20 protein-coding genes are annotated in these 23,113 nt (G+C 69.8%); 11 read left to right on the plus strand and 9 right to left on the minus strand.

Annotation, left to right across the window (positions count from 1 at the left end; genetic code table 11):
* Window positions 1-411 precede the first annotated feature (411 nt).
* On the minus strand, window positions 412-2,082 hold the full coding sequence (locus Psi02_RS03175) for a sensor histidine kinase (RefSeq protein WP_203971641.1): 1,671 nt from the start codon (window positions 2,080-2,082) through the stop codon (window positions 412-414).
* A gap of 110 nt (window positions 2,083-2,192) precedes the next feature.
* On the opposite strand from Psi02_RS03175, the gene Psi02_RS03180 reads away from it, so the two are divergent.
* Window positions 2,193-2,822: a nucleoside/nucleotide kinase family protein gene (locus Psi02_RS03180; protein WP_203971643.1), complete on the plus strand. Its 630-nt coding sequence runs from the start codon at window positions 2,193-2,195 to the stop codon at window positions 2,820-2,822.
* A gap of 63 nt (window positions 2,823-2,885) precedes the next feature.
* On the opposite strand, the gene Psi02_RS03185 is transcribed toward Psi02_RS03180, so the two are convergent.
* Window positions 2,886-4,310, minus strand: coding sequence for a dihydrolipoyl dehydrogenase family protein (locus Psi02_RS03185; RefSeq protein ID WP_203971645.1), 1,425 nt, complete (start codon window positions 4,308-4,310; stop codon window positions 2,886-2,888).
* A gap of 198 nt (window positions 4,311-4,508) precedes the next feature.
* Between Psi02_RS03185 and Psi02_RS03190 the strand changes: the two genes are divergently transcribed.
* The 3 genes from Psi02_RS03190 to Psi02_RS03200 all read left to right on the plus strand — a co-directional run bounded on the left by Psi02_RS03190 (window position 4,509) and on the right by Psi02_RS03200 (window position 7,108).
* Complete coding sequence (locus tag Psi02_RS03190) at window positions 4,509-5,528, plus strand: pirin family protein (RefSeq protein ID WP_203971648.1); 1,020 nt, start codon at window positions 4,509-4,511, stop codon at window positions 5,526-5,528.
* Window positions 5,529-5,597: 69 nt separating this feature from the next.
* Window positions 5,598-6,311: a maleylpyruvate isomerase family mycothiol-dependent enzyme gene (locus tag Psi02_RS03195; RefSeq protein ID WP_203971650.1), complete on the plus strand. Its 714-nt coding sequence runs from the start codon at window positions 5,598-5,600 to the stop codon at window positions 6,309-6,311.
* A gap of 404 nt (window positions 6,312-6,715) precedes the next feature.
* Window positions 6,716-7,108 (plus strand): hypothetical protein, encoded by a 393-nt coding sequence (locus Psi02_RS03200; protein WP_203971652.1) that lies wholly within the window; start codon window positions 6,716-6,718, stop codon window positions 7,106-7,108.
* A gap of 269 nt (window positions 7,109-7,377) precedes the next feature.
* Here the strand turns inward: Psi02_RS03200 and Psi02_RS03205 are convergent, their stop codons facing one another.
* The 4 genes from Psi02_RS03205 to Psi02_RS03220 form a co-directional block, all read right to left on the minus strand.
* Window positions 7,378-9,966 (minus strand): sensor histidine kinase, encoded by a 2,589-nt coding sequence (locus Psi02_RS03205; RefSeq protein ID WP_203971654.1) that lies wholly within the window; start codon window positions 9,964-9,966, stop codon window positions 7,378-7,380.
* Between the two features lie 304 nt (window positions 9,967-10,270).
* The gene (locus tag Psi02_RS03210; RefSeq protein ID WP_203971656.1) at window positions 10,271-11,005 is read right to left on the minus strand and encodes a YcnI family copper-binding membrane protein; all 735 of its coding nucleotides are present in this window, start codon (window positions 11,003-11,005) and stop codon (window positions 10,271-10,273) included.
* Window positions 11,006-11,134: 129 nt separating this feature from the next.
* Window positions 11,135-11,746 carry an MFS transporter gene (locus tag Psi02_RS03215; protein ID WP_239094575.1) on the minus strand — a complete coding sequence of 204 codons (612 nt, stop codon included), beginning with the start codon at window positions 11,744-11,746 and terminating at the stop codon, window positions 11,135-11,137.
* A 74-nt stretch (window positions 11,747-11,820) separates the two neighbouring features.
* The gene (locus Psi02_RS03220; RefSeq protein WP_239094576.1) at window positions 11,821-12,630 is read right to left on the minus strand and encodes a CPBP family intramembrane glutamic endopeptidase; all 810 of its coding nucleotides are present in this window, start codon (window positions 12,628-12,630) and stop codon (window positions 11,821-11,823) included.
* Window positions 12,631-12,766: 136 nt separating this feature from the next.
* Here Psi02_RS03220 and Psi02_RS03225 point away from each other — a divergent pair, with 136 nt between their 5' ends.
* Window positions 12,767-13,495 carry a hypothetical protein gene (locus Psi02_RS03225; protein ID WP_203971661.1) on the plus strand — a complete coding sequence of 243 codons (729 nt, stop codon included), beginning with the start codon at window positions 12,767-12,769 and terminating at the stop codon, window positions 13,493-13,495.
* A 57-nt stretch (window positions 13,496-13,552) separates the two neighbouring features.
* Here Psi02_RS03225 and Psi02_RS03230 read toward each other — a convergent pair whose 3' ends face one another.
* Window positions 13,553-14,608: a polysaccharide deacetylase family protein gene (locus Psi02_RS03230; RefSeq protein WP_203971663.1), complete on the minus strand. Its 1,056-nt coding sequence runs from the start codon at window positions 14,606-14,608 to the stop codon at window positions 13,553-13,555.
* A 185-nt stretch (window positions 14,609-14,793) separates the two neighbouring features.
* On the opposite strand from Psi02_RS03230, the gene crcB (Psi02_RS03235) reads away from it, so the two are divergent.
* From crcB (Psi02_RS03235) to crcB (Psi02_RS03245), 3 genes are read left to right on the plus strand one after another with little or no spacing between them, the layout of a single operon-like run.
* A complete protein-coding gene (gene crcB, locus Psi02_RS03235) occupies window positions 14,794-15,258 on the plus strand; it encodes a fluoride efflux transporter CrcB (protein WP_203971665.1) in 465 nt (154 codons plus the stop codon).
* Entirely contained in the window at window positions 15,255-15,590 is a 336-nt protein-coding gene (locus Psi02_RS03240) for a DUF190 domain-containing protein (protein ID WP_203971668.1), read from the plus strand. The genes crcB (Psi02_RS03235) and Psi02_RS03240 overlap by 4 nt, the downstream gene beginning before the upstream one ends.
* Before the next feature lie 13 nt (window positions 15,591-15,603).
* The gene (gene crcB / locus Psi02_RS03245) at window positions 15,604-15,963 is read left to right on the plus strand and encodes a fluoride efflux transporter CrcB (RefSeq protein WP_203971670.1); all 360 of its coding nucleotides are present in this window, start codon (window positions 15,604-15,606) and stop codon (window positions 15,961-15,963) included.
* Between the two features lie 45 nt (window positions 15,964-16,008).
* Here crcB (Psi02_RS03245) and manA read toward each other — a convergent pair whose 3' ends face one another.
* Window positions 16,009-17,118: a mannose-6-phosphate isomerase, class I gene (gene manA / locus Psi02_RS03250; protein ID WP_203971671.1), complete on the minus strand. Its 1,110-nt coding sequence runs from the start codon at window positions 17,116-17,118 to the stop codon at window positions 16,009-16,011.
* 645 nt (window positions 17,119-17,763) lie between these two features.
* Between manA and Psi02_RS03255 the strand changes: the two genes are divergently transcribed.
* Window positions 17,764-19,170 carry an LCP family protein gene (locus Psi02_RS03255; protein ID WP_203971674.1) on the plus strand — a complete coding sequence of 469 codons (1,407 nt, stop codon included), beginning with the start codon at window positions 17,764-17,766 and terminating at the stop codon, window positions 19,168-19,170.
* A 161-nt stretch (window positions 19,171-19,331) separates the two neighbouring features.
* On the opposite strand, the gene Psi02_RS03260 is transcribed toward Psi02_RS03255, so the two are convergent.
* Window positions 19,332-20,291, minus strand: a complete 960-nt coding sequence (locus Psi02_RS03260; RefSeq protein ID WP_203971676.1) for a hypothetical protein — start codon at window positions 20,289-20,291, stop codon at window positions 19,332-19,334.
* A gap of 222 nt (window positions 20,292-20,513) precedes the next feature.
* Here Psi02_RS03260 and Psi02_RS03265 point away from each other — a divergent pair, with 222 nt between their 5' ends.
* Entirely contained in the window at window positions 20,514-21,872 is a 1,359-nt protein-coding gene (locus tag Psi02_RS03265; protein WP_239094618.1) for an LCP family protein, read from the plus strand.
* Between the two features lie 132 nt (window positions 21,873-22,004).
* Complete coding sequence (locus Psi02_RS03270) at window positions 22,005-23,012, plus strand: sulfate ABC transporter substrate-binding protein (protein WP_203971679.1); 1,008 nt, start codon at window positions 22,005-22,007, stop codon at window positions 23,010-23,012.
* The last annotated feature ends 101 nt before the right edge of the window (window positions 23,013-23,113 follow it).

Genomic DNA, 23,113 nt, shown 5'->3' on the forward strand with positions numbered 1-23,113 from the left:
CCCTTCTAATCGAAAATCTGTTTGAATAATTTCACAGGATCGGTCGACCTGGCCATTGCTATTCGCGACAATTTCCCAGGCAAAACCGCCATGAGATATCCGGACATCAACGGCACGTCGTTGTCGGATTCCGCTAGAGGTGGCCAATAGGGCGGACAAATCCAGCCAATTATCGGCAGGTAATTCAATAGGGACCCCGGCCGCGTCATGAGAGGGCTCCCCGCCGGATCGATAGACGCCGTGCCAAGAGACCGCCGTGCCAAAGAGACCACCCAGCCAAGAGACGGCCGTCCCAACAGAGACCGCCCAGCCAAGAGACGGCCGCCCCAAAGAGACCCACCGATGCCAATGGGCATCTCACCCCGCACAGCTGGGTGAGGGCGCTCCCGCACGGCTAGCCGAGAGAGACGCTTAGCCGAGGGGGACGCTCCAGGTCAGGCGCGTGCCGCCCTGCTCCGGGGAAACGGCCTCGAAGCGACCGCCGAGCCGTACCGCACGTTCCTCGAGGTTGCGCAGACCGCTGCGCCTGCCGACTTCGGGCAGCCCGACCCCGTTGTCCTTTACGACGAGGGTGAGCCGGCCGTCCGCCACCTCGACGCGGACGTCGGCGCGGCACGCCTTGGCATGGCGGACGATGTTGGACAGAGCTTCTCGCAGCACCGCCGCCGCCTGCTCGGCCAGCTCCTCGGGCACCTGGTTGTCCAGTTGACCGTCCATCCGGAGGCCCGGCATGAAGCCGAGGCGCGTCCCGGCGTCGTCCACGAGAGCGACGATCTGCGATCGGAGACCGATCTCCCCGTATTCACGCGGCGACTGCAGGGCGAATACGGTCGAGCGGATGTGCCGGATGGTCTCGTCCAGCTCGTCGATGGCGTGGCGGAGACGGCCGGCTCCCTCGGGCCGCTCCATCATCCGCACGGTGCTCGTCAGCATCATGGCGACGGCGAACAGGCGCTGGATGACCACGTCATGAAGGTCCTTGGCGATCCGGTCGCGGTCCTCGAGCAGCCTCAGCCGCTCCGCGTCCCGCCGGGACTCCGCCAGCTCAAGCGCGATCGCCGCCTGCCCGGCGAAGGCGTGCAACATCCACGACTCCGCCCTGGTGAACGAGGCGCCGCCGGCCCGCTTGCACACGGAGAGAACGCCACGAACGGCCTCGGCGGTACCGATCGGAACCGCGACGACCGGCCCAGAGGGCATCCGCCCCGTGACCACGGCCGGCATGCCCGCCTCGGCGTAGTCGGCGACCATGACGGGCCTGCCGAGGGTGAACGCCCGTCCGCCGAGCGACCCCTCGACCGGGACCTCCACCTGCGAGATGTGTACGGCCGCCGCGCCGTCGGCGATGACCACCCGCAACATCGTGCGGTCCTCCCCCGGCAGCAGGACGGCCGAGACGTCGCCGCCTGTCATCTCCCTGGCCCTGCGCGCCATGAGGGCCAGCACGTCATGCGAGGAGACTCCGCACAGCAGATCCGTCGTGACCTGCGAGGACGCCTCCAGCCAGAGCTCTCTGCGCCTGCTCTCCTCGTACAGCCGCGCGTTCTCAATAGCCACACCGGCCGCTCCGGCCAACGTCATGACCATGGCCTCGTCCTGAGCGTCGAAGTCGCCGCCGTCCTGCTTGTCGACGAGACAGAGATGGCCGACGACCTCGCCTCGGACGCGGACGGGCACACCCAGGAACGCCCTGGCGGAACCGCTGCGCGAGAGCCGTACCGGCCGGTGGTCCGCAGGGAGGACACGCGGCGGTTCGAGGCCGGCGACATCGGCGGCATCCGCGACATCGGCGATACCGGGGGCATCTGCGGCATCGGGGACATCGGCGCCTTCCGCCGGGATCCACCGCGACGGTGCGCCGTCGACCATGCTCAGAGCTCCGAAGCGGGCGTCGACCAGGGAGGTGGCCGTCCGCACGATCCGGCACGTCACCGTCTCGGGATCGAGATCGCCGCCGACGGCGAGGAGAGCCTCCAGCAGCGCGTTCACGCGATCACGGGAGGCCGGCACGATGTCGCGCCGCGCCTGCGGCTCCGACATCGACTCGCCCAGCCGCACCGGGCGACGCTCTCTCTCGCCCATATCGTGAATTGTCCCACCTGCGCAGATCAGCGCCCATCCCAAGGGGGTCATGGCGGCACCGCGCGCTCGCCCACGGCCACGCTCCCTGCGGGGACCGGGATGATGGACCTGTGCGCGCCCGCCCGGTCTCCCCGTCGCTCCTCGTGGAGGAACTCGCCGACCGCATCGCGTCCGCGCCCCGCGACTCGTGGGTGCGGGTCGCCGTCGACGGCGCGCCCCCCACCCATCCGGAGGGGCTGGCCGACGAACTCGTCACACCGCTGCGCGTCCGCGGGCGCGAGGTCCTGCGGGTGTCGGCCGCCGACTTCCTGCGCCCCGCCTCCCTCCGGTTCGAGTTCGGCCGTACGGATCCCGACGTGTTCTACGCCGAATGGCTGGACACGGCCGGGCTGACACGGGAGGTCCTCGGTCCGCTCGAGCCCGGCCGTACGGGCAAGGTCCTTCCAGCGCTGTGGGACAGCAGCAGGGACCGGGCCACCCGCGCCGCCTACGTGACGTTGCCTCCCGGCGGCGTCGCGCTCGTGGACGGCCCGCTCCTGCTCGCCCACGGACTGCCGTTCGACCTGACCGTGCACCTGTCGCTGTCGCCGGCCGCCCTGCTCCGCCGCACCGCGGCGGAGGAGCATTGGACGTTACCCGCCTACGACCGGTACGAGCGGGAGGTCGAGCCCGCCCGTGCGGCCGATGTGGTGATCCGCATGGAGGATCCGCGCCATCCCGCCGTGATCACCCAAGGGTGAACGGACCCGGACGCCGTGATCACTCAAGGGTGAGACGGGAACCGCGCGCGGGCCGCGAGGCGGTCACATGCCGTACGCCTCCAGCAGGCGCAGCCACACCTCGCTCACCGTGGGGAACGCGGGGACCGCGTGCCAGAGGTCGTCCAGGGAAACTCCGGCGGTGACGGCGATCGTCGCCCCGTGCAGCAGATCGGACGCCGCGGGAGCCACGAACGTCACCCCGAGCAACACACGGCGGCGCTCGTCCACCACGGCCTTGGCCCGCCCGCGGTAGCCCTCGCCCATCAGAGAGCCGCCCGCCACGTCGCCCATCTCGTATTCGACCACCCGGACGTCGAACCCCTCGGACCGCGCCTGGGCCTCGGTCCGGCCCACCGCGCACACCTGCGGGTCGGTGAAGATCACCTGAGGCGAGCCGATCGGGTCGGCCAGGTCGCGCATGCCGGGGAGATCGTCGGCGGTCCCCTTGGCCCGGGCAACGATCACGTCGGAACACACCCTTGCCTGATATTTCCCCATGTGAGTGAGCAGGCTGATGCCGTTCACATCGCCGACCGCGTACAGCCAGCCGTCCTCGACGCCCGTGGCCCGCATGCTGTCGTCCACACGCACCGGCCGGTGATCGTCCAGGCCTACCGTGGACAGCCCGATGTCCGCCGTGACGGCGCGGCGCCCGGTGGCCACGAGGATCTCGTCCACCCGCAGGGTCTCGCCGCCTCCCAGGTGCACGGTGATCTCCCCGCCCGGAACCGGCCGCTCCACCCGCTCCACGGTCTCCCGCATGAGGACCCGGACCCCCTGCTCGGTCAGGGAGCGGGCCACCGCCTCCCCGGCGTAGGGCTCCACCCGCTCCAGGAGACCGCCGCCACGGACCACAAGGGTGGTCTCCTTCGCTCCCAGTCCGTGCAGCGCCTGGGCCATCTCGCAGCCCACCACGCCGCCACCGATGACCAGCAGTCGCTGCGGTACGGCACGCACCCCGGTGGCCTCCCGGTTGGTCCACGGCCGCGCCTCGGCCAGCCCGGGGATCGGCGGGATCACCGGGCTGCTGCCGGTGGCCACCACCACCGCGTGGCGGGCGGTCAGCGTCAGGGAGGACGACGAGGAGGATCCCTCACCCGAGAGGACCTCCACCTCGCGAGGCCCCTTCAGCCGGCCCTTTCCACGGAAGAACGCCACCCCCGCCGACTCGATCCACTGAACCTGACCGCTGTCGTCGAAGTTGGAGACCATCTCGTCACGCCTGGCCAGCACGTCGTCGACGGCGAGACCGCCCAACGTGAGCCCGGGAACCCTCGCGACCTCTCCCGCGAGGTCCAACGGGCGCAGCAGGGCCTTGCTGGGAATGCACGCCCAATACGAGCACTCCCCGCCCGCCAACTCCTTCTCGATCACCGCGGCGCTCAGGCCGGCGGCCGCGATCCGTCCCGCCGCGACCTCTCCCGCCGGGCCCGCACCGATCACGATCACATCGAAGACATCAGGCATGGTCGCCCTCCACTCCTAGGCATTCACAGGTCATGTCACCGGTCATGTCACAGGCCGTGCCGTACGTTGCCAGTCTGGCGCCACCCGGTGTCCGAGCCGTCCCACATCCGCCGATCTATCGTGGCGTGTCCATGAGCGACCAGGACCCGGGCCCCACCTCATCGGGCAATGGCCAAGTCAAGGCCGTACATTTTGGGCATGAGCAACCTGGAACGGGACCCGCAGGAGACGATTTGCGCCGGGACGGAGGCGGAGGGGCCCGTCGCGGAGCTCCTCACCGGACGCGACGTCGTGCTCGGCGGCACCCGGGGGATGAAGGTGACCAGGACCCTGCCGAACCGGGACCGCCGGATGGTCGGGGCCTGGTGCTTCATCGACTACTACGGGCCGGCGACGCATCTCATGAGCGTCCCCCCGCATCCGCACACCGGGCTGCAGACCGTCAGCTGGCTGGTCCAGGGCGAGATCCTGCATCGGGACAGCGTGGGCAGCGAGCAGCTCATCAAGCCCGGTCAACTCAACCTCATGACGGCGGGCCGGGCGATCTCCCACTCGGAGGAGTCGCTGCGCGAGACCGTCCTGCACGGGGTGCAGCTGTGGGTCGCGCTTCCCGACTCCCAGCGGAATGTCGCCCCGCACTTCGAGCACCATCAGGCCCTTCCCGTGCTGGGCGGCGCGGACGCGAACGTGACGGTCCTCATGGGCGAACTGGACGGCGCGACGTCACCCGCGCAGACCTACACCCCCCTGGTCGGAGCCGAGATCAGCCTGGACGGCGGCGCCGAGATCCGGATTCCACTGCGCCCGGACTTCGAGCACGCGGTGCTGGCGCTGACCGGCGCCTTCGACGTCGTCTCCGGAACAGGAACAGGAACAGGAACCGGCACCGGCACCGGCACCGGCATCGGCGATGCGCAGGAGGGCGCGGCGACCTTCCTCGAGCCTGGCCCCCTGCTCTATCTCGGCTCCGACCGGGACCATCTCTCACTGCGAGCCAGCCGGCCGGGGCGGCTGCTGCTCCTTGGAGGCGAGCCGTTCGACGAAGAGATCATCATGTGGTGGAACTTCGTCGGCCGCACCTCTGAGGAGATCGCCGCATACCGCGAGGAGTGGACCACGGGAACGGATTTCGGCACCGTCGACGGCTTCGACGGGGCCCCGCTGCCCGCCCCCGCCCTGCCCGTGACGCCGATGAAACCGCGCGGCCGGCGCAGGTGACCGGGCCTTACGGCAAGGACGGCCTCCCGCCCCGGTGAGACCGCGTCGTACGCGGGTAACGCTGAGGACATGACCACAGAATCGGATCAGCTGGCAGATCTCGACCCGTTCACGATCTTCGATGACGAGGCGCGACGGCTGGACCGCTTCTTCTCGTCACTCGACGAGCAGGACTGGGACCGGCCGTCGCGATGTGCGGGATGGACCATCCGTGACGTCCTCGGCCACCTCGCGGGCGAGGAGCTCTACAACCACGCCTGTCTCGACGGGGACATCGCCGGATTCTTCGAGATGCTCGGCAGGGAGCGGGTGGGCCGGGGCTTCGATGTCTTCAACGAGTGGTGTGTACGGCGGCGCCAGGGGGTGCCGGTGGCGGAGGTGGTGCAGGAATGGCGCACCAAGAACGGGGAGACCCGCCGCCGGATGCGGGCCCTCGGCCGCGACGCCATGATCGCGACCTCCGTCGGCCCCTACCCCGCCGGTCTACAGGCCTTCCACTACGCCTCGGAGTACGCGACGCATGCCGACGACGTCGGCGCACCCGTGACCGGCGAGGAGGCCGGGGCCCGGCTGGACTGGCGGACACGGGTCGGCGAGTTCGTGCTCGACGAGGTCGGGTCCGGCGCTCACGTCGAAGCCGGGCCGGGCCGGGTGTCGGTGCGGATCGACAACATGAGCACCCGGCTGGAGCCCGAGGAGTTCGTCGAGGCGACCGTGGGCAGGCTGCCGGACGACCATCCACTCGATCCGCGGGTACGGAGCGCGCTCCGCTGCCTCGCGTGATCTGCCCGAGGTTCAGAACGCGTGCCGGGGAGAGCAGGGTGGAGGAGGTCTCCGCGCCCGCGCCGGCTGCGGAAGAGCCGGGGATGCGGTGCACCGAGGCCGGAATTCCGGCCTCCGGACGCGGAGACCCAGGTAATAAGGCCGCCAGACAGCACTTGACGGTCTTCACGCCGCCGTCGGCGCCCGCCGGTCGGGCCGATCGCCGCGCCGCGACCCCTAGGGCCGCCCGCTGAGATCGGCGCGGCTCCCGCCGCGGCCACGCGCGCACCGGTCGATGCGGAGGCCAGTGCGGTGGCCGGCGCAGGGACAGGTGTCGCGGCGGAGGCCGTCGCGAGGACCGTTGCAGCATCAGCAGCCAGGCCAGCGGCAAAAGCAGGACCGCCGCCACGGCGAGCACGGACTGCGTGGGCTGCATTGACGCCACCGACGCCACCGACGCCACCGAGGCCGCCGAGGTCACGGTGGACTCGGCCGGCACCGACGGCATCGACGAGATCGCCAGGACCGGAGGCGTCGCGGGGATGATCTCCCGCTCACCGCCGGGCCGGGCACCGCGGATGCGGATCGACGGGGTCCCTGGCACCGGACGGGTCCCCAATGCGACCTGCCGGGGAGCGCCGGGCCGTACGAATGGACGCCGGGCTCGCCGATGTGCGGCGGGCCGCCTGCGACGGTCGTCCGGCCACGATCTCCTCGACGGACCGGGGACCCGGCGCAGCGCCGGAGCGGAAATGGCGGGTGCGGCATTCACACCCGATAAGACAGAGTCCATGACTCTGAGTATGAACTCCTGTTGACATGTCACGCGCACTGATAAATGCCTCATGTGGAATCCCCACGCAAGTCAGCCCGTGGAGGCGGTTTGCCGGGGGGATCCGGACGTGTCGCTCATCCAATCGTGCAGGCGATTGGCGGCGTCACGTCAACCATGCACCGAGATCGGCCACAATCGCAATCAGGCGCGCCAGACCCATTCATTTAGCACCCTGCAGATGATTTATCCCGAAACCTAAGCGGCAAATCCCATATTTCGTGATAACTCGGTGAGGTTCTCTCGCCGTCGTCCTCAGCTCTCGTCGATCACGGGCGCGCCCTCGACGGCCTTCGCCCTCTGTACGGCTTTCGCCCCCGACCAGATCGGCAGGGTGAGGGTCATCGTGGTGCCGCCCCCGGGCGTCTCCTCGGGCACGAGGGTCCCGCCCATGGCCTCCGCCAGACCACGCGACAACGCCAGCCCGAGCCCGACGCCGGTGTGGTTGTCGCGGTCGCCGAGCCGCTGGAACGGCATGAACACCCGGTCGTGGTCCTCCGGCGGGATGCCGGGCCCCCGGTCGATGACCCGGATCTGAACCTGGTCGGCGTACCAGCTCGCGGTGACCAGCGTCCGATCGCCATCGGGGCTGTAGCGGACCGCGTTGGACATGACGTTGACGAGGATCCGCTCGAGCAGGGCCGGATCGGCGATCACCTCCGGGAAGTCCGGCGAGATCTCGGCCCGGACCCGGTCACTCAGATGACCGAGATCGTCGACGGCCCGGGGGACGACCTCCTCGAGCGCCACCAACTCCGCGGAGACTCCGAGCACTCCGGCCTGGAGGCGGCTCATGTCGAGCAGGTTCACCACGAGCCGGTTGAGCTTGACCAGGGACTCGTCGGCCGTGGCGAGCAGCTCGGCGCGGTCCTCCGGCGACCACTCGATGTCCGTGCTGCGCAGGCTCTCCACAGCGGCCTTGGCCGAGGCCAGCGGCGTCCGGAGGTCGTGACTGACGGCGGCGAGCAGCGCCGTGCGCATCCTGTCCGCCTCCGCGAGGGGCCTGACCTGCTCGGCCTCCCGCTCCAGCCGTTCCTGTCGCAGGACCACGGCGGCCTCGGCGGCGAAGGCCTCCACCACCCTGCGGTCGGAGGCGTCGAGCAGCCGCCCGCGCAGAGCCAGCACGAGATCGTCGGCGATCGGCATCTCGGTGTCGGCGATCCCGGGGCACGTGCAGGGCACCCCACCGGTGGTGGCGACGATCCGCCACGCCTTCGGCTCGGACTTGTCGCCGACGCTGGGCTCAACGTCGGGCCGCCGTTCGAGCAGGGTGACCGAGGTGAGGCCGAAGATCTCCCGCAGCCGTGCGAGCAGCGACGGCAGCGCGGCCTCGCCGCGCAGGACGTGCCCGGCGAGCGCCGAGAGGACCTCGGCATCGGCCCCCGCCCGGGCGGCCTCGCGGGTACGGCGGGCCGCGAGGTCGACGATCCAGCTCACCGAACCCGCCACGAGCACGAACACGATCAGGGCCAGCAGGTTCTCCGGATTGGCGATCGTCCAGGTGTGAACGGGCGGCGTGAAATACCAGTTGAGCAGGAGGAATCCGCCGACGGCCGCCGTCACGGCCGGCCACATGCCGCCCACGAGGGCCACCCCGACGACCGCCACCAGGAAGAGCAGGATCTGGCTCGGCAGGGTCAGCTCGCCGCGCAGCGGGAGCAGCGCCGCCGTCAGGGCGGGCACGCCCAGCAGAGCGAGCGCCCAGCCGGCCAGCCTCCGGTTCCTGGTCAACGAGGCCCGGGAAGGTGCGGGACGCCGTCCCTTGCTGACCTCGTCATGTGTGATCATGTGCACGTCGATGGCGCCGGACAGCGTGGTCACGGTGAAGCCGACACCCCGTGAGACCAGCTGGGCCAGGCGGCCGCGCCGGGAGACCCCCAGCACGAGCTGGGTGGCGTTGACGCCCCGGGCGAAATCGAGCAGCGCGCGCGGAACGTCGCTCCCGACGACCTGGTGATAGGTCCCGCCCATGCTCTCCACGAGCGTGCGTTGCGTGGTGAGGCCGACGGGGTCGGTGCCGCTCAGTCCGTCGGCCTGGGTCACGTGCACCGCGAGCAGATCGGCGCCCTTGGTCCTGGCCGCGATCCGCGCCGCCCGCCTGATCAGGGTGTCGCCCTCGGGGCCTCCGGTCAGGGCGACCACGACCCGCTCGCGTGTCTCCCATGTGCCCGCGATCCCGTGCTCGGCCCGGTAGCGGTCGAGCTGGTCGTCGACCTTCCCCGCGACCCACAGCAGCGCCAGCTCGCGCAGCGCCGTCAGGTTGCCCACCCGGAAGTAGTTCGACAGCGCCGCGTCGACCTTCTCGGGGAGGTAGACGTTGCCGTGCGCCATTCGTCGGCGTAACGCCTCCGGAGACATGTCCACCAGCTCGACCTGGTCGGCGCGCCGCACCACCTCGTCCGGCACGGTCTCCCGCTGCGGAACCCCGGTGATCTGTCTGGCGACGTCGTTGACCGACTCCAGGTGCTGGATGTTCACCGTCGAGACGACGTCGATGCCCGCCTCGAGGATCTCCTCGATGTCCTCCCACCGCTTGGCGTTGCGGGAGCCGGGGACGTTGGTGTGCGCCAGTTCGTCGAGCAGCGCCACCTTGGGACGTCGCTCGATGACCGCGTCCACGTCGAGCTCGGTGAAGGACGTCCCCCGATACAGGACGGTCCGGCGCGGGACGATCTCCATCCCCTGGAGGAGTTCGGCCGTGTGCGGGCGGTCATGGGTCTCGACGAAGCCGACGACCACGTCGCGGCCGCGCAGCATCGCCCTGCGGCCTTCGCCCAGCATGGCGAACGTCTTGCCGACGCCTGGAGCCGCCCCCAGATAGATCCGCAGTCGCCCGCGTGGCATCCAGACCCTCCCGAGCCTGTAGAGGGCGAGATCGGGCTCGAAATTCCGACCGTGGGCCCGCCCATGAATCCCCCCGGCCAAATCCCAAGGTACGGCCGGCCGGGCGAGCTCCGACAAGCCGCCTCGCGCCAGCAAATCGCGGAACGCGTCCCGGCTCGGCGATATTGACGCTCCACATACGCCACTGGGCCCGATTTTTACGGGTTTCTTACACATCATCCCGCTCGTGGCCTTCGCCTGGCCCGTGGAACACACGCATGGCCGGCCCCGGCCGTACAGGCCCGGGACCGGCCATGCGGCGACGTCAGCTACGCGAGCGGCGCAGGCCGAGGACTCCCACCGCGGTGCCGATGAGGCCGACGGCGATGCCGACGGCTCCGATCGCCCGGGCGGTGGAGTCCGAGTCCGTGGCCGACGTCGCGGAGGCGTGCCCGGCGTCGCCGAGCACCGTGGCCGTGGGCGCCGCGGACGGAGCCGCTCCGTGGGCGTCGTCATCGGTCCCGTCGACCAGCTTGAGCGCGGGAACCGGGTGCTCTGCCTCGGAGCCGTCGGCCTTGGGCTCGTCGGCCCACTTCACGACCTCGCCGTTGGAGTACGTCTGCGTGGCCGGGAAGTCCAGCTCGTCGACGGTCTTGGGCAGTGGGCCGACCGACACCTCGAACTCCTGGAACTGACCGGCGTCGATCTTCCCGCCGCTCCAGGTGATCTTCAGGACCGACTCGGTGACCGTGTTCCCGTCGTCGTCGACGACCGGCTTGGGGAGCTTGCCCTGGGTCACCTTGACGTCCCACCCGGGGATCGGCCGGACCGAGACGAAGGGCAGCGGGTGGTCGGTCGGGAAGCCGACCTCCACCTTGGTGGTGGACGCGTTGTCGCGTTCGTTCGGCACCCGGAACGCGACCTTGGTCCAGCTGCCCTTCACGGCGGTGCCGGGGTTGATCGTGACGTGGGCGAGGGCCGGGACGGCCAGGCCGATGGTGAGGGCGAGGGCGCCTGCGGTGACGGCACCGGCACGGCGAAGCGCGGCGTTGAACGCCATGGAGATCTCCACTTTCTGGGATACGGGAAGGACGATGACCCGTTCGCGGGAACGGCGACGGCGCGCGAGCCGTACCGGGGGCGTCCCTGAGCAGCCCTAGACGGAGATCACGTGAAGATCACTCGAGGATCAGGCGGTGGGTGTCCCGGCGGCGCGCGCGAGGATGCGCGGTGCGGCGGGACGAGGCGGTCCGCGGCGGGTGACGGCGTGGAGCAGCACCCGGTGCGGACGGACGCGCGAGACGGTGGCCGGGAAGCGGAAGGACCGGGGCAGGATCGGCGCCGGGTCCCGGTACAACACCGCGAGAAGGGCGCGCAACGAGCCCGTGGCGCGCGCGCCGGCCCGGCGCAGCAGCGACCACAGCGCGATCTCGCCACGTGCCAGCCACCAACCGGTGATCAGCGTGGCGGTGAGGTGCGCGATGATCATTCCCAGGTCGACGCCGAGGCCGCCGTGCGCGTGGACGGCGGGAAGCGTCGGGACCACGGCCGGCGTCGTGCGTTCGAAGAGTTCGTGGAGGGACGCCTGCGCGAGGACCAGCATGACGCTGATCGTGGGGGCGCTCCGCTCTCGTCCGGCCATGCCCGCCGCGATGGCCAGCACCACGGCTCCGGCCGCGAGCGCCGTCTTCAGCGAGGGGGTGGATCCTCCGCCCAGCCGGTGTGCGACCACGGCCAGCATCACGCACACGATGGCGAAGAACGCCGATCGGGCGAGACGAAGGGGTAACCGGGCGCGCATAACGCCCCACATGGTCTCACGTCGGCCTATTGGCGCAAGCCGACTTCGCGAGTTTCCGGATGGTCAGGTCCCCGTCAAGGGAGCCAGGACACCTTGCCGCGGAGCACGCCGTACCCGACGAAGGCCACCGAGTCGATCAGTGTGTGGGCGACGACCAGCGGCATGGCCCGGCCCCAGCGCTGGTACAGCCGGCCGAAGACCAGACCCATCGCCACATTTCCGATGAATCCACCGAAGCCCTGATAGAGGTGATACGAGCCTCGAAGCAGCGACGCGACGATCACCGAGCGCCAGGGGTTCCAGCCACGCTGAGCGAGCCGGTGCAGGAGATATCCGCTGACCAGCACCTCTTCGAGCACGCCGTTCTGGGCGGCCTCGAGGAGCAGGATCGGCACCCGCCACCATTCCGGGGGCAGCGACTCGGGAACGACGTTCAGGTTGATCCCGGACTGGAACGCCACCAGGTAGAAGGCCAGGCCGGTGCCGCCGATGGCGGCCGCCAGCCCGACGCCCCTGAGCAGGTCCCGTCCCGGTTCGCGCAGGTCGACGCCGATCGTCCGGAAGGACTCACCCGACCGGGCCAGCAGGTAGGCGACCAGCCCGACGGGGGCCACGTTCACGGCGATCCCGGCCACCTGGAGAGTGAGGTCCAGCCAGGGCCTGCCCGGCGCGAGCGACCCGACGAGAACGGCCTGCTGCCCGCTGAGGGACCTGGGGGCGGTCAGCGCGCCGATCAGGCGGATGAGCGCGAACAGGGCGCTGGCGCCGAGCGACACGGAGAAGACTGCAATGATCTCCGGGCCGATGAGCCGGGGCGTCAGCCCGCGCAGATCGGCCGTCACCTGGGAGCCGGGCTCGTGCCCGGACTGGGGAGTCGCCGTCACCGGCCCGAGCCGTCCACGACCGGGCCCTCCGTCGCGGCGGCTACCCTGTGGCGGATGGAGGCGTCGTCGTCCATGCCCGCAGGCTAGCCGTAGAAGGGCTCCGGTGCTCGGTCGCCCCCGAGGCATCAGGAGACCCGTGGACCACACGACGACGCCGTCCGGCACGAGCCTGGAGGACAAGACAGTGCGAGACGACGACCGATCCGCGAACCTTTCCGCAGGCGTTCCGGCCGGCCTCGCGCGGACGAGGCGGGCGTTGCACGGCGTGGCCGAGCTGATCATGGCCGGCCCCCAGTACCGGACGAGCGACACCATCCGGCTGCGGGTCGTCGCCGGGGGATTCGCCACCGTGTCGACGCCTGACCTGCGCGTCGACGGCGATTCACTGGTGACCGAGATCGGAGACGTGCTTCCCCTCCACGGCGTCACCTATGCCGCGCTGGCGGAGGCGGCGGGCGTCACGGCCGGCGCACCCGAGGGGCTCTACGCTGACGGCTCCGGCGCCGACCCGAGTGAGAGCGTCGATGTCGACGCGGACGCGGCGGCCCATCTGGCGCACTGCCTCGCCAGGGGCGACACCGAGCTTCGCCGCCTGGCCTCCGCCTCCGGCCAGGAGATGGCCCCCGTGCTCTGGCCGGAGCACTTCGATCTCGGCATCGTCATCGACGAGGTCAACTACGGCGTCTCCCTCGGCGACTCGGCGATCGGCGAGCCCTACGCCTACGTGGTGCCCTGGCGCCCTCGCGAGGGCGACTTCTGGAACATGCCGTTCGGCGCCGCCCGCCGGATGGCCGACCTCGGTGAGGCCGGCGATCTGGCGGCGTTCCTCGAGGAGGGCCGCCGCCGGGCGGGCGACGCGGGCTGACCCGCCCAGGCCGTGAAGGCCGTACGGGCGGGCCAGGCCGGCCGGGTCAGGTCCCGCTCAGTACGGCAGAGCCTGGGCGGCGAACGGCGCGGCCACGAAGGGCGCCTTGAACTTCGGGAAGGCCACGGTGTTGGCGTTGCCGTCGGAGGTGAAGCGGTCGGTGGCGTTGGCGTTCAGCCAGTCCAGCCACGCGGTGGAGCAGAACTTCACGCAGTCGCCGACCTTCTCCTTGGACCGGATGCGCGGGATGCCCACCGGGTCGAAGTCCTTGGTGTACGGAGACGGCGCCGGGGTGTAGCCGGCCAGGAACACGCCGCGGAAGTCGTAGCTCGTGCCCGCCGACGACCCCTTCATGGCCCACTTCTTGTCGTGCGGCTGGTTGCCGTACGGCAGCGCGAGCGTGACGGGCGAGAACTTGATCAGCGAGGTGACCATCTTCTGCCCCGAGGCGATCTGCTCCTCCACCTCCTTCTCGGGCTTGCCGAGCAGGTTGAGGTGGTCGTGGGTGTGGTTGCCGATGTCGAAACCGTGGTCCTTGAGCCACTCGAGGACCTGGGTCTGCTCCTCCGGCTTGGACATGCCGAACAGGTCGCGGATCACGTAGAAGGTGGCGACGGGCCGGAAGCCCGGGTGCTTCTTCGCCACGTCCATCAGGATGCCGACTGCGGTGTCGGGCTTCGGATTGCCCATGCCGTCCAGGGTGAGCTGCGACGGCGAGGAGTCGTCGAAGGTCAGCACGACGGGATGCTTGCCGGCGGGGATACCGATCTTGCCGGTGACGTACTCGGCCGCGGTGATGGGGACGTAGTCCTCCTTCGCCAGCCGCTCCAGCTCGGCGCGGAACTGCTCGGGAGTGCGGTCGTCACCTGGCGGCGGGTTCTTGATGATCCGGTGATACATGATCACGGGGATCTGGCCCAGTTCGTTCGCCTTCGCCTTGGCCGCGACCTGCGTCTCGGCCTTCTTCTCCGAAGCCGCGGCGGCCATGTTGCTCGCCTTGGCGCGAGCCGCGTCGACCTTGGCGTCCTTGTCTCCCCCGGACATGCACGCGGCGGACAGCGCGGCGACGCTCAGCGACGCTACCCCGACGCCGACGGCCCTGAAGCGTCCCATGGCTCCCCTTCCAACGGGCACCGGATGACGATGAGTGACTTCCTACCCGAGGTCGTGGCCAGACTCACGGAGAGTAGGACAAACATCACCTAGCGTGAATCTCCGTGAACGTTACCGGCTGTAACGCTTGAAGGCCAGGCCGAGCAGCCGGAGGACCCGTTCCCCACCTGCGACACAATGGACGCATGCGGATGATCGGAGAGCGCGCGAGCCGTTCACGGCGCGTGACCGGCGACGCCCGGACGCTTCTGGTGGTCGCCGTCATCGCGGTGGGCGGCGGCCTGGGCAGCATGGCCCGCTATCTGCTGGCGATCTCCCTCCCGAGCGCGCCGCCGCACTTCCCCTGGGCCACGTTCGCCACCAATGTGAGCGGATGCTTCGCGCTCGGCCTGCTGATGGTGTTCGTGCTCGACGTGTGGCCGCCCCGGCGATACATCCGCCCGTTCCTCGGGATCGGCGTCCTCGGGGGCTATACGACGTTCTCCTCGGTCACCGTGGAGACCATCAGGCTCGCTCCGGGCACGGCCGTCGCCTACGCCCTCGGGACGCTCGCGGCATGCCTCGTGGCGGTCTGGTGCGGGATGACCGCGGCCCGCTTCGCCGCCCGCGTCCCGCTGCGGCGAGGGCGTGCGGGAAGGGAGGCGGGATGAGACTGCACGGGACGGCCCACAGGCTGACGATCTTCATCGACGAGACGGACCAGTACCGGCACCGGCCCCTGTACTCCGAGATCGTGCACCGCGCCCACGAGAAGGGCCTGGCCGGGGCCAGCGTGTTCCGCGGCGTGGAAGGGTTCGGCGCCTCCTCGCGGATCCACACGACGAGGCTCCTGTCCCTGAGCGAGGATCTGCCGCTGGCGATCGTGATCGTGGACGACGAGCAGCGCATCACCGACTTCCTCGCAGACCTGGACGACTTGGCCATCGAGGGGCTGGTCACCGTCGAGCCGGTCGAGGTCTACCGCTACGAGGGCCGTCCGTGAGCGAGGCGACCCGGTGACGTTCCTGCTCGTCTTCCTGGGCGGCGCCGTGGGCGCGCCCGCCCGCTACCTGCTCGACCGGTTCATCCAGCGACGGCACGACAGCGTCTTCCCGTGGGGGACGCTGTCGGTCAACATCATCGGCTCGTTCGTCCTCGGGTTCGTCACCGGCATCCAACCGCCCGGGGTGATCTCGGCACTGGTCGGCACCGGGTTCTGCGGAGGACTGACGACGTTCAGCACCTTCGGCTTCGAGACCGTCCGCCTGCTGGAGGAGGGCTCCGTGCGGGCTGCGGCGCTCAACGCGCTGGGCAGCCTCGCGCTCGGCATCCTGTTCGCCCTCGGCGGGTACGGCTTCGCCGTACACCTGGTGTGAGCGCCCGTGGTGTGCGCGCTCCTGGTGTGAGCGTGAAGCTCGTGCTCACACCTGAGGTTCGGCGCTGAACACGGTTCCGTCACCGGACAGCTCGACCGGCCCGTCCGACGCGGGCACGAACACCGACTCCCCCGGGTGCAGCTTCACCTGTGTGGCGTCCGGCCCGGAGACGGCGACGGTCCCCTCGGTGCACACCACGATCCGGGGCACCGCCCGCTCGAGGACGTGGCCGTCGCCCGGGACGATCCGGCGAAGCAGGAACTCGGGCGCGGGCGGCACGTAGGCGTCGCCCTCCTGGACGACCGGCAGCGGCTGGGCGCCGGCCTCGGTGATCCGCAGCAGTTCCTCGACGTCGATCCGCTTGCTGGTGAGCCCGGCCCTGAGCACGTTGTCCGACCCGGCCATGATCTCCACGCCGAAGCCGTCGAGATAGCAGTGGAGCACTCCGGCTCCCAGATAGAGCGCCTGGCCCGGGGCCAGCTCGTGCCGGTGCATCAGCAGCGGCGCCAGCACCGCGGGGTCCTCCGGGTACTGCCGGGCCAGCCGGCAGACCAGCTCGTAGTCGGCCTGGTGGACCGACGCCGCCGCCCACACGATCGACTCCACCAGCTCACGCTTGGAACCGGGCCACTCCAGCAGCACGCGCAGGGCGCCGAGCACGTCGTCGGCCGACAGCCGCGACACGACCGGCTGCAGCGCCTCCACCTGCAGCCGCTCGACCAGCATCGCCGACTGGGTGGAGGGGCGGAATCCGGCCAGACCGGAGAACGGCGTCAGGGCACAGATCATCTCAGGCTTGTGCCATGAGTCGGAGTAGTTGGAGTCTCCCCGCCCGAAGGCCTCCGCCGCCTGCTCGGAGGTGGGGTGCACCTGGAGCGACAGCGGCTGGTCGACCGCGATCAGCTTCATCAGGTACGGCAGGCGCCGCCCGAACCGGTCGATGACCGGCTGCCCGAGCGCGGCCTCCGGATCCGCCGCGATCACCTGGTCGAGGGTCACCTCGGAGCCGTCCCGCACCAGGCGCGACGGGCCCGACGGGTGCGCGCCCAGCCACATCTCGGCCTCGGGGCCGGTGGCCGCCCGGCCGGTCAGGGCGGCGATGGCCGTCCGAGAGCCCCAGGCATAGTCCTTGATCGGATTGGAGAGCGGATCCACGTGCGTCTGTCCCTCATGGCTGGCCGATATGTCCCCTGGCGGGCACGGTGAGGTCCGAGCCTAACAACGCCCGCGGCCATGGGCGCCCGGCGGCGGGTGAACTCTGGGAACGTCCGCGCCGCCCACCCGCCCCGGCCCGTGATTAAGAGCCCGTAATTAAGAGAACGACACTCCGCTCACCAAAGCAGCGAAAAGTCGCCGATCACGAGATCGCGGACGGCTAACGTCATCGCGACTCATCCGTGTCGCATACGAGTCAGGGACGGCTCCCCACACCCTCCGGAACCGGCAGGCCCGCGTCGGGCCGGCCCTCCCCCACCGCGACGGTCCGGCAGGCGGCAGGCAGGAGTGGCGAGTCGATGGTCGAGCGCACGCGGGGCTCTGCTCCATGCACGCGTCGCCGGGGACGGTCGCCCGAAGGCGACTTCGGTCCGCGAATCTTCGGACTCCCCGACATTTTTCACAACTTTTCGCCTCTCACTCGCGTCTACAAAGATGAAGGCGGGGGCTTGATCACCGCTCGCAGCATGCTCGCCGGTGCCTGGAAGCGAATGTTCAGAATCCATCGCTACACTTGCCCCGGTTTGCCGCGCTGGCTCTCGATTTGGGCGTAAGCCCAGGTCCGAACCTCAGGAGTCAAGAAGAGTGGGTCTTGTCGACGTCCGGCCCGCGCCACCAGTGGAGGACCCCCCGGCGGCGCCTCGCATCGTGCCGAAGTGGCGGACATGGCTGTGGACGGTGCTGGCCGCGGTGCTCGGGGTCGTCGTCGGCGCGTCGACCTTTCTGATCTCGGGATACTTCAAGCTCAGCGGCAACGTCCGGCACGAGCAGGTGACCCAGCAGGAACTCGGCACGCGGCCGGCGAAGATAAGCAAGGCCCTCAACGTCCTGATCGTCGGCTCCGACCAGCGCAACGGCGCGAACGCGAAGTACGGCAAGTTCGTCGGGGAGCGGACCGACACCATCATCCTGGCGCACATCTCCCCGGACAGGGACGGCGCCGTCCTGATCAGTTTCCCGCGCGACTCCCTGGTGCACCTGCCGTCCTGCCCGGCGAAGAAGGGCGTCACCGGGCAGAGCGCCCACGTCGGGATGATCAACGAGTCGTTCAACTCCGGCGGCATCGCCTGCACCTGGAAGACGATCGAGAACCTGACCGGCATCCACATCGACCATTTCGTCAAGGTGGACTTCACCGGGTTCAAGTCCATGGTGGACTCGCTGGGCGGCGTGCCCGTGTGCCTCCCGCAGCCGATCAACGACACCAAGGCCCTGCTCCACCTGACCGCGGGCAAGCACACCCTCCAAGGCGAGCAGGCCCTCGGCTACGTCAGGGCCCGTTACAGCATCGGCGACGGCTCCGACATCGGCCGCATCCAACGCCAGCAGATGTTCCTCGCCTCCATGGCGAAGAAGGCGATGAGCGGTCAGACGCTGACCAACCCGCAGGCGCTGTTCGGCTTCCTCGACGCGATGACGAAGTCGATCACCACGGACCCCGACCTCACCGTCGGCGTCCTGAAGGACCTCGCCATGAGCGCCCAGGGCCTGACCGCGGGGCAGATCCGCTTCGTGACCACGCCCTGGCGATACTCGGTCACGAACCCGGGCCGGGTGGAGTGGGTCCAGCCCCAGGCGGAAACGCTGTTCAAGATGGTCGCGGCCGACCAGATCGCCGACGACGTCAAGAGCGGCGAGCAGAAGATCCCCAAGTCGCAGGTCCAGATCATCATCCAGAACGGCTCGGGCAGGCAGGGCCTCGGCACGCAGGTCGCGGCTCAACTCGAGCAGCGCGGCTACCACATCGCGAAGGTCGCCTCGGCGAAGAAGCCGGCCGCGAAGACGTTGGTCAAGTACGGGCCCAACGGCGAGAGCAGGGCGCCGCGTCTCGTCGCCGAGCTGAGGAAGTCGAAGACCCAGGCCGTTCACGACACCGACACGAAGGCGCTCGTCCTCGTCGTCGGAGCGGACTGGAATGGCCTCAAGTCCCCCAAGTCGCTGGACGATGTGGACGGCTTCGACGCCACCCAGGACACCTGCACGGCCGCCTGAGGATCACCGGACACCCGAGACGAAGAACGCCCGGCCGAGCGCGACGCTCGACCGGGCGATTCTCGTTCGGGGCCCTCTCGTACGGAGCCCTCTCGTCCACAGGCACGGCACCTCGGCCCGCTGACGGGCGCGCGGCCCTTACCCGGGGAACGCGTGCGACCTCAGAACAGCCAGCCGAACAGACCGCCGCCGCCGTCATCGCCGGACGGGGTGGGGGTCGGCGTGGCCGTCCGCGTCGGCTTCGGGGTGGGCGTCGGCTTGGGCGCCGTCGGCGTGGAGGCAGGGGGAACCGTGGCCGTGGCCGTGGTCGTGGGCTTGTGCGAGACCGGGGCCTTGGTGACGGTGGCGCTCGGGGAGGCCGTCGTGCGAGGGGTGGACGTGGGCGTCGCCGTCGTCACCGGCGTCAGGACGTCACCCGGGTCCGCTTCCTCCGTCGTGGCGGGATCGTCGACCGGGACCACCGCGACCTTCGAGGAGGCTGCGGGCGCCTTCGCCGTACACCCGCCGGACGGGCAGGGGGTGGCCGACGGTTGCCCGACCCAGACGGTCAGCGCCCAGATCGCCCCGACCACGACGGCCGCGACAGCGCCGGCGCGGACCAACACGCTCTTGCGCAGGCCTTCGGGGACCTCGCCCGGGCGTTCCCCGTCCCGCCAGCCCGACCCGAGGAAACCGCTCGGTTCGGTGCCACCGTCCTCGTATGTGGGGCGCCCGCCTCTCTGGGGGTCGTAGCCGGGCGCGTCCTCACGGTCCCAGTCGGTGGCCTCCCACTCGTCGGTGGCGTCGCGCCTGGCGTCCCAGTCGTCGCGGGAGCCCTCACGATCGCCCCACTCGCCGTGGTTCTCGCCGGAGTCGAGCGCAGCGTCGTGGGCGTCGTGCGCGTCGTGCGCGGTTCCGTCCTCACCGCCGATACGTTCGCGATCGGCCTTCCGTCTCCATTCGTTGGAGAGGAGATCACCGCCACGGTCCTCCAGAGTGTCGGAGCGGCGGTCCGCCGCGTCGTCGAAATCCTCCGACCAGAACTGTTCACCCTCTGGTCCGTGCTGTCCGCTTCGTGAGACGTACGGCCGGACGAAAGAGCCGTTCTGCTCCATGGAGTCGTCAGAGCCATGGTCGACCATGACGGTCCTTCCTTTAGCCAGTCTTGCTCGCGCAACTTCTTAGCATCATCCGACACCAGTTGTACGGAAATTTCACAACTATCACTGTAAACACAGCGGATCACCGGCTTCCACGACGCTGTTTTCCCAAGGTAGAGCCCAAGATCTCGTTACTCGCCTCTGTAAAGGCCGGAGTGCGGGAACATCCGGCCTGTCGGTCGGCGATCAGGTCATGGGGTGCGAATGCAAGGCGAGCGGTCGGCCGTCTGCCGGGTGCTGGCGCTCACCCTGGGCTCGGCGGTCCTGTGGGGACTCGCCCACCTGATCGCCGGGCGGACCCGGGCCGGCCTCGCCCTTGCGACGTTGTACGTGATGGTGCTCGGGACGATCATGACCGCGGTCACCGCGCTGCGCCCGGCCCTGTTCCGTCTGCTCGTGCAGCCCGAGTGGCTGGGGCGGCTGATCATCGCCGCGCTCTCGGTGGCCGTGCTCTGGTCGGCCGTCGTGGTGCGGTCCTACCTCCTCGTACGGCCGGCCGGGCTGAGCACGGGCGCCCGCCGGCTCACCAGGGGCGTCGTCGCACTGACATGCGTCGCGCTGATCGCTCCACTCGCCGTCGCGAGCAGGATCGCCTACGTGTCGCGCGACGTGCTGACCGCCCTCTTCGCGTCCGGCCCCGACCAAGACGGCCTGTGGGACGGGAGGACCAGGCTCAACATCCTGCTCGTCGGCGCCGATGCGGCCAGGAACCGCCCCGGCGCGCGGACCGACAGCCTGACCGTGGCGAGCGTCGACACCCACACCGGGCAGACCGTGCTGTTGGGGCTGCCCCGCAATCTGGAGCACGTGCCGCTGCCGCCGGGACCCGCGCACGACATGTTCCCCTGGGGGTTCCCCGGCGGGGGCGCCACCACGCCCGGACTCCTCAACGAGGTCTACGAGTGGGGCGCCGACCACCCGGAGACAGGCCCAGGACTGGAACCGCACGACAGAGGGATCGCGCTGCTCAAGGGCACGGTCAGCGAGATACTCGGGATCCCCGTCCACTATTACGCCATGGTGGACATGCGGGGCTTCCGCCAGGTCATCGACGCCATGGGAGGCGTGCGGGTCACCATCAGGCAGGACATTCCGTACGGGCTGGAGGGCGGAGTGCTCCTCGCGGGGACGCGCCTGCTCGACGGCGAGCAGGCCCTGTGGTTCGGACGCTCGCGGACCGGCAGCGACGACTACGTGCGCATGGCACGCCAGAAATGCCTGCTCAACGATGTCGCCAAGCAGGCCGACGCGATGACCGTGCTCCGGGGCTTCGAGCGGATCGCGGACGCGGCGAAGCGGTACGTCAGGACGGATCTCCCGCAGCGGTTGTTGCCGGCTCTGGTCGAGTTGTCGGCGAAGGTGCGCGCCACCGAGATCCGCAGCCTGTCGTTCGTGCCCCCGCTGATCAACACGGCCGATCCCGACTGGTGGCTCATCAAGAAGCGGGTCGCCCAGGCGCTCTCCGGGCGGCCACGCCCCTCCCGAACCGCCGCGCCCGCACCAAGCCCGTCACCTGCGGCGATTCCCGCGACGACCCCGCAGCCCCTCGACGCGATCTGCTAGACCCCTCTCTCCCCGCCCACGGGCCGGGAAACAGCGCGATAACAAAAACCCACTCAACTTGACGGGAATCTACCTGTCGCTCTTTAATTACGACGAAGCCGACTTATTAAGTAGGAATAGAGGGAGACGGGCATGAGAGTGCGCAGGCTCGGGGGTATCGCGGCGGCCGCCGTGGCGACCACAACCCTGGTCACCGCCTGCGGGGGAGGCAGCTCTGGCGGGGGGGACGGCAAGGTCCAGTTGGCGCTGGTCGCCTACTCCACACCGCAAGCGGCGTTCGAGGACATCATCAAGGCGTACCAGAAGACGCCCGAGGGCAAGAACATCACCTTCACCCAGTCGTACGGCGCCTCCGGCGACCAGAGCCGCGCGGTCGCGTCCGGTCTCAAGGCCGACATCGTCGAGTTCTCGCTCGAGACCGACGTCACCCGGCTCGTCGACGCGGGCCTCGTCGCCGCCGACTGGAACAAGAACGCCACCAAGGGGTTCCTGACCAAGTCGATCGCCGTCATCGGGACCCGCAAGGGCAACCCGAAGGGCATCAAGACGTGGGACGACCTCGTCAAGCCCGGCACCGAGGTCATCACGCCGAACCCCTTCACCTCGGGCGGCGCCCGGTGGAACCTGCTCGCCGGCTACGGCGCCAAGTCGAACAAGGGGGCCGATCAGGCGGCCGGGCTCACCTACATCGACTCGCTCCTCAAGAACGTGCCCGTCCAGGACGACAGCGGCCGAAAGTCCCTGCAGACCTTCACCGGCGGCAAGGGCGACGCGATCATCACCTACGAGAACGAGGCGATCTTCGCGCAGCAGAACAACCAGCCGATCGACTACACGGTCCCCGACTCGACCATCCTGATCGAGAACCCGGTGGCCGTGACCAAGGACTCGGCCCACCCCAAGGAGGCGGCCGCCTTCCTGAAGTACCTCTACTCCAACGAGGCCCAGACGATCTTCGCGAAGAACGGCTACCGGCCGGTGATCGACGGGGTGACCGGGTTCACCTTCCCGACTCCGCCGCAGCTGTTCACCATCGACGACCTCGGCGGCTGGCCGAAGGTCACCAAGGAGTTCTTCGACTCCAAGACCGGTCTCGTCGCCGACATCGAGCGCAAGCTCGGAGTGGCGACGGAGAAGTGATCGGCGAGTGACCACCGACGTCGCTGTCCCCCCCGCCCTCCCGCCCGGACCTCCGGGCGGGGGGGCGCGGCCGCGTTCGCGCTTCTCAGTACCCGGAGGCA

The sequence above is a fragment of the Planotetraspora silvatica genome (assembly GCF_016863315.1).
Lineage (GTDB): Bacteria > Actinomycetota > Actinomycetes > Streptosporangiales > Streptosporangiaceae > Planotetraspora > Planotetraspora silvatica.

What these genes read in the sequence shown, in the direction of transcription:
- Psi02_RS03175 (WP_203971641.1), bottom strand. Translation starts at nt 2,082, where the DNA reads ATGGGCGAGAGAGAGCGTCGCCCGGTGCGGCTGGGCGAGTCGATGTCG.
- Psi02_RS03185 (WP_203971645.1), bottom strand. Translation starts at nt 4,310, where the DNA reads ATGCCTGATGTCTTCGATGTGATCGTGATCGGTGCGGGCCCGGCGGGA.
- Psi02_RS03190 (WP_203971648.1), top strand. Translation starts at nt 4,509, where the DNA reads ATGAGCAACCTGGAACGGGACCCGCAGGAGACGATTTGCGCCGGGACG.
- Psi02_RS03195 (WP_203971650.1), top strand. Translation starts at nt 5,598, where the DNA reads ATGACCACAGAATCGGATCAGCTGGCAGATCTCGACCCGTTCACGATC.
- Psi02_RS03205 (WP_203971654.1), bottom strand. Translation starts at nt 9,966, where the DNA reads ATGCCACGCGGGCGACTGCGGATCTATCTGGGGGCGGCTCCAGGCGTC.
- Psi02_RS03210 (WP_203971656.1), bottom strand. Translation starts at nt 11,005, where the DNA reads ATGGCGTTCAACGCCGCGCTTCGCCGTGCCGGTGCCGTCACCGCAGGC.
- Psi02_RS03215 (WP_239094575.1), bottom strand. Translation starts at nt 11,746, where the DNA reads ATGCGCGCCCGGTTACCCCTTCGTCTCGCCCGATCGGCGTTCTTCGCC.
- Psi02_RS03230 (WP_203971663.1), bottom strand. Translation starts at nt 14,608, where the DNA reads ATGGGACGCTTCAGGGCCGTCGGCGTCGGGGTAGCGTCGCTGAGCGTC.
- crcB (WP_203971665.1), top strand. Translation starts at nt 14,794, where the DNA reads ATGCGGATGATCGGAGAGCGCGCGAGCCGTTCACGGCGCGTGACCGGC.
- Psi02_RS03240 (WP_203971668.1), top strand. Translation starts at nt 15,255, where the DNA reads ATGAGACTGCACGGGACGGCCCACAGGCTGACGATCTTCATCGACGAG.
- Psi02_RS03260 (WP_203971676.1), bottom strand. Translation starts at nt 20,291, where the DNA reads ATGGTCGACCATGGCTCTGACGACTCCATGGAGCAGAACGGCTCTTTC.
- Psi02_RS03265 (WP_239094618.1), top strand. Translation starts at nt 20,514, where the DNA reads ATGCAAGGCGAGCGGTCGGCCGTCTGCCGGGTGCTGGCGCTCACCCTG.
- Psi02_RS03270 (WP_203971679.1), top strand. Translation starts at nt 22,005, where the DNA reads ATGAGAGTGCGCAGGCTCGGGGGTATCGCGGCGGCCGCCGTGGCGACC.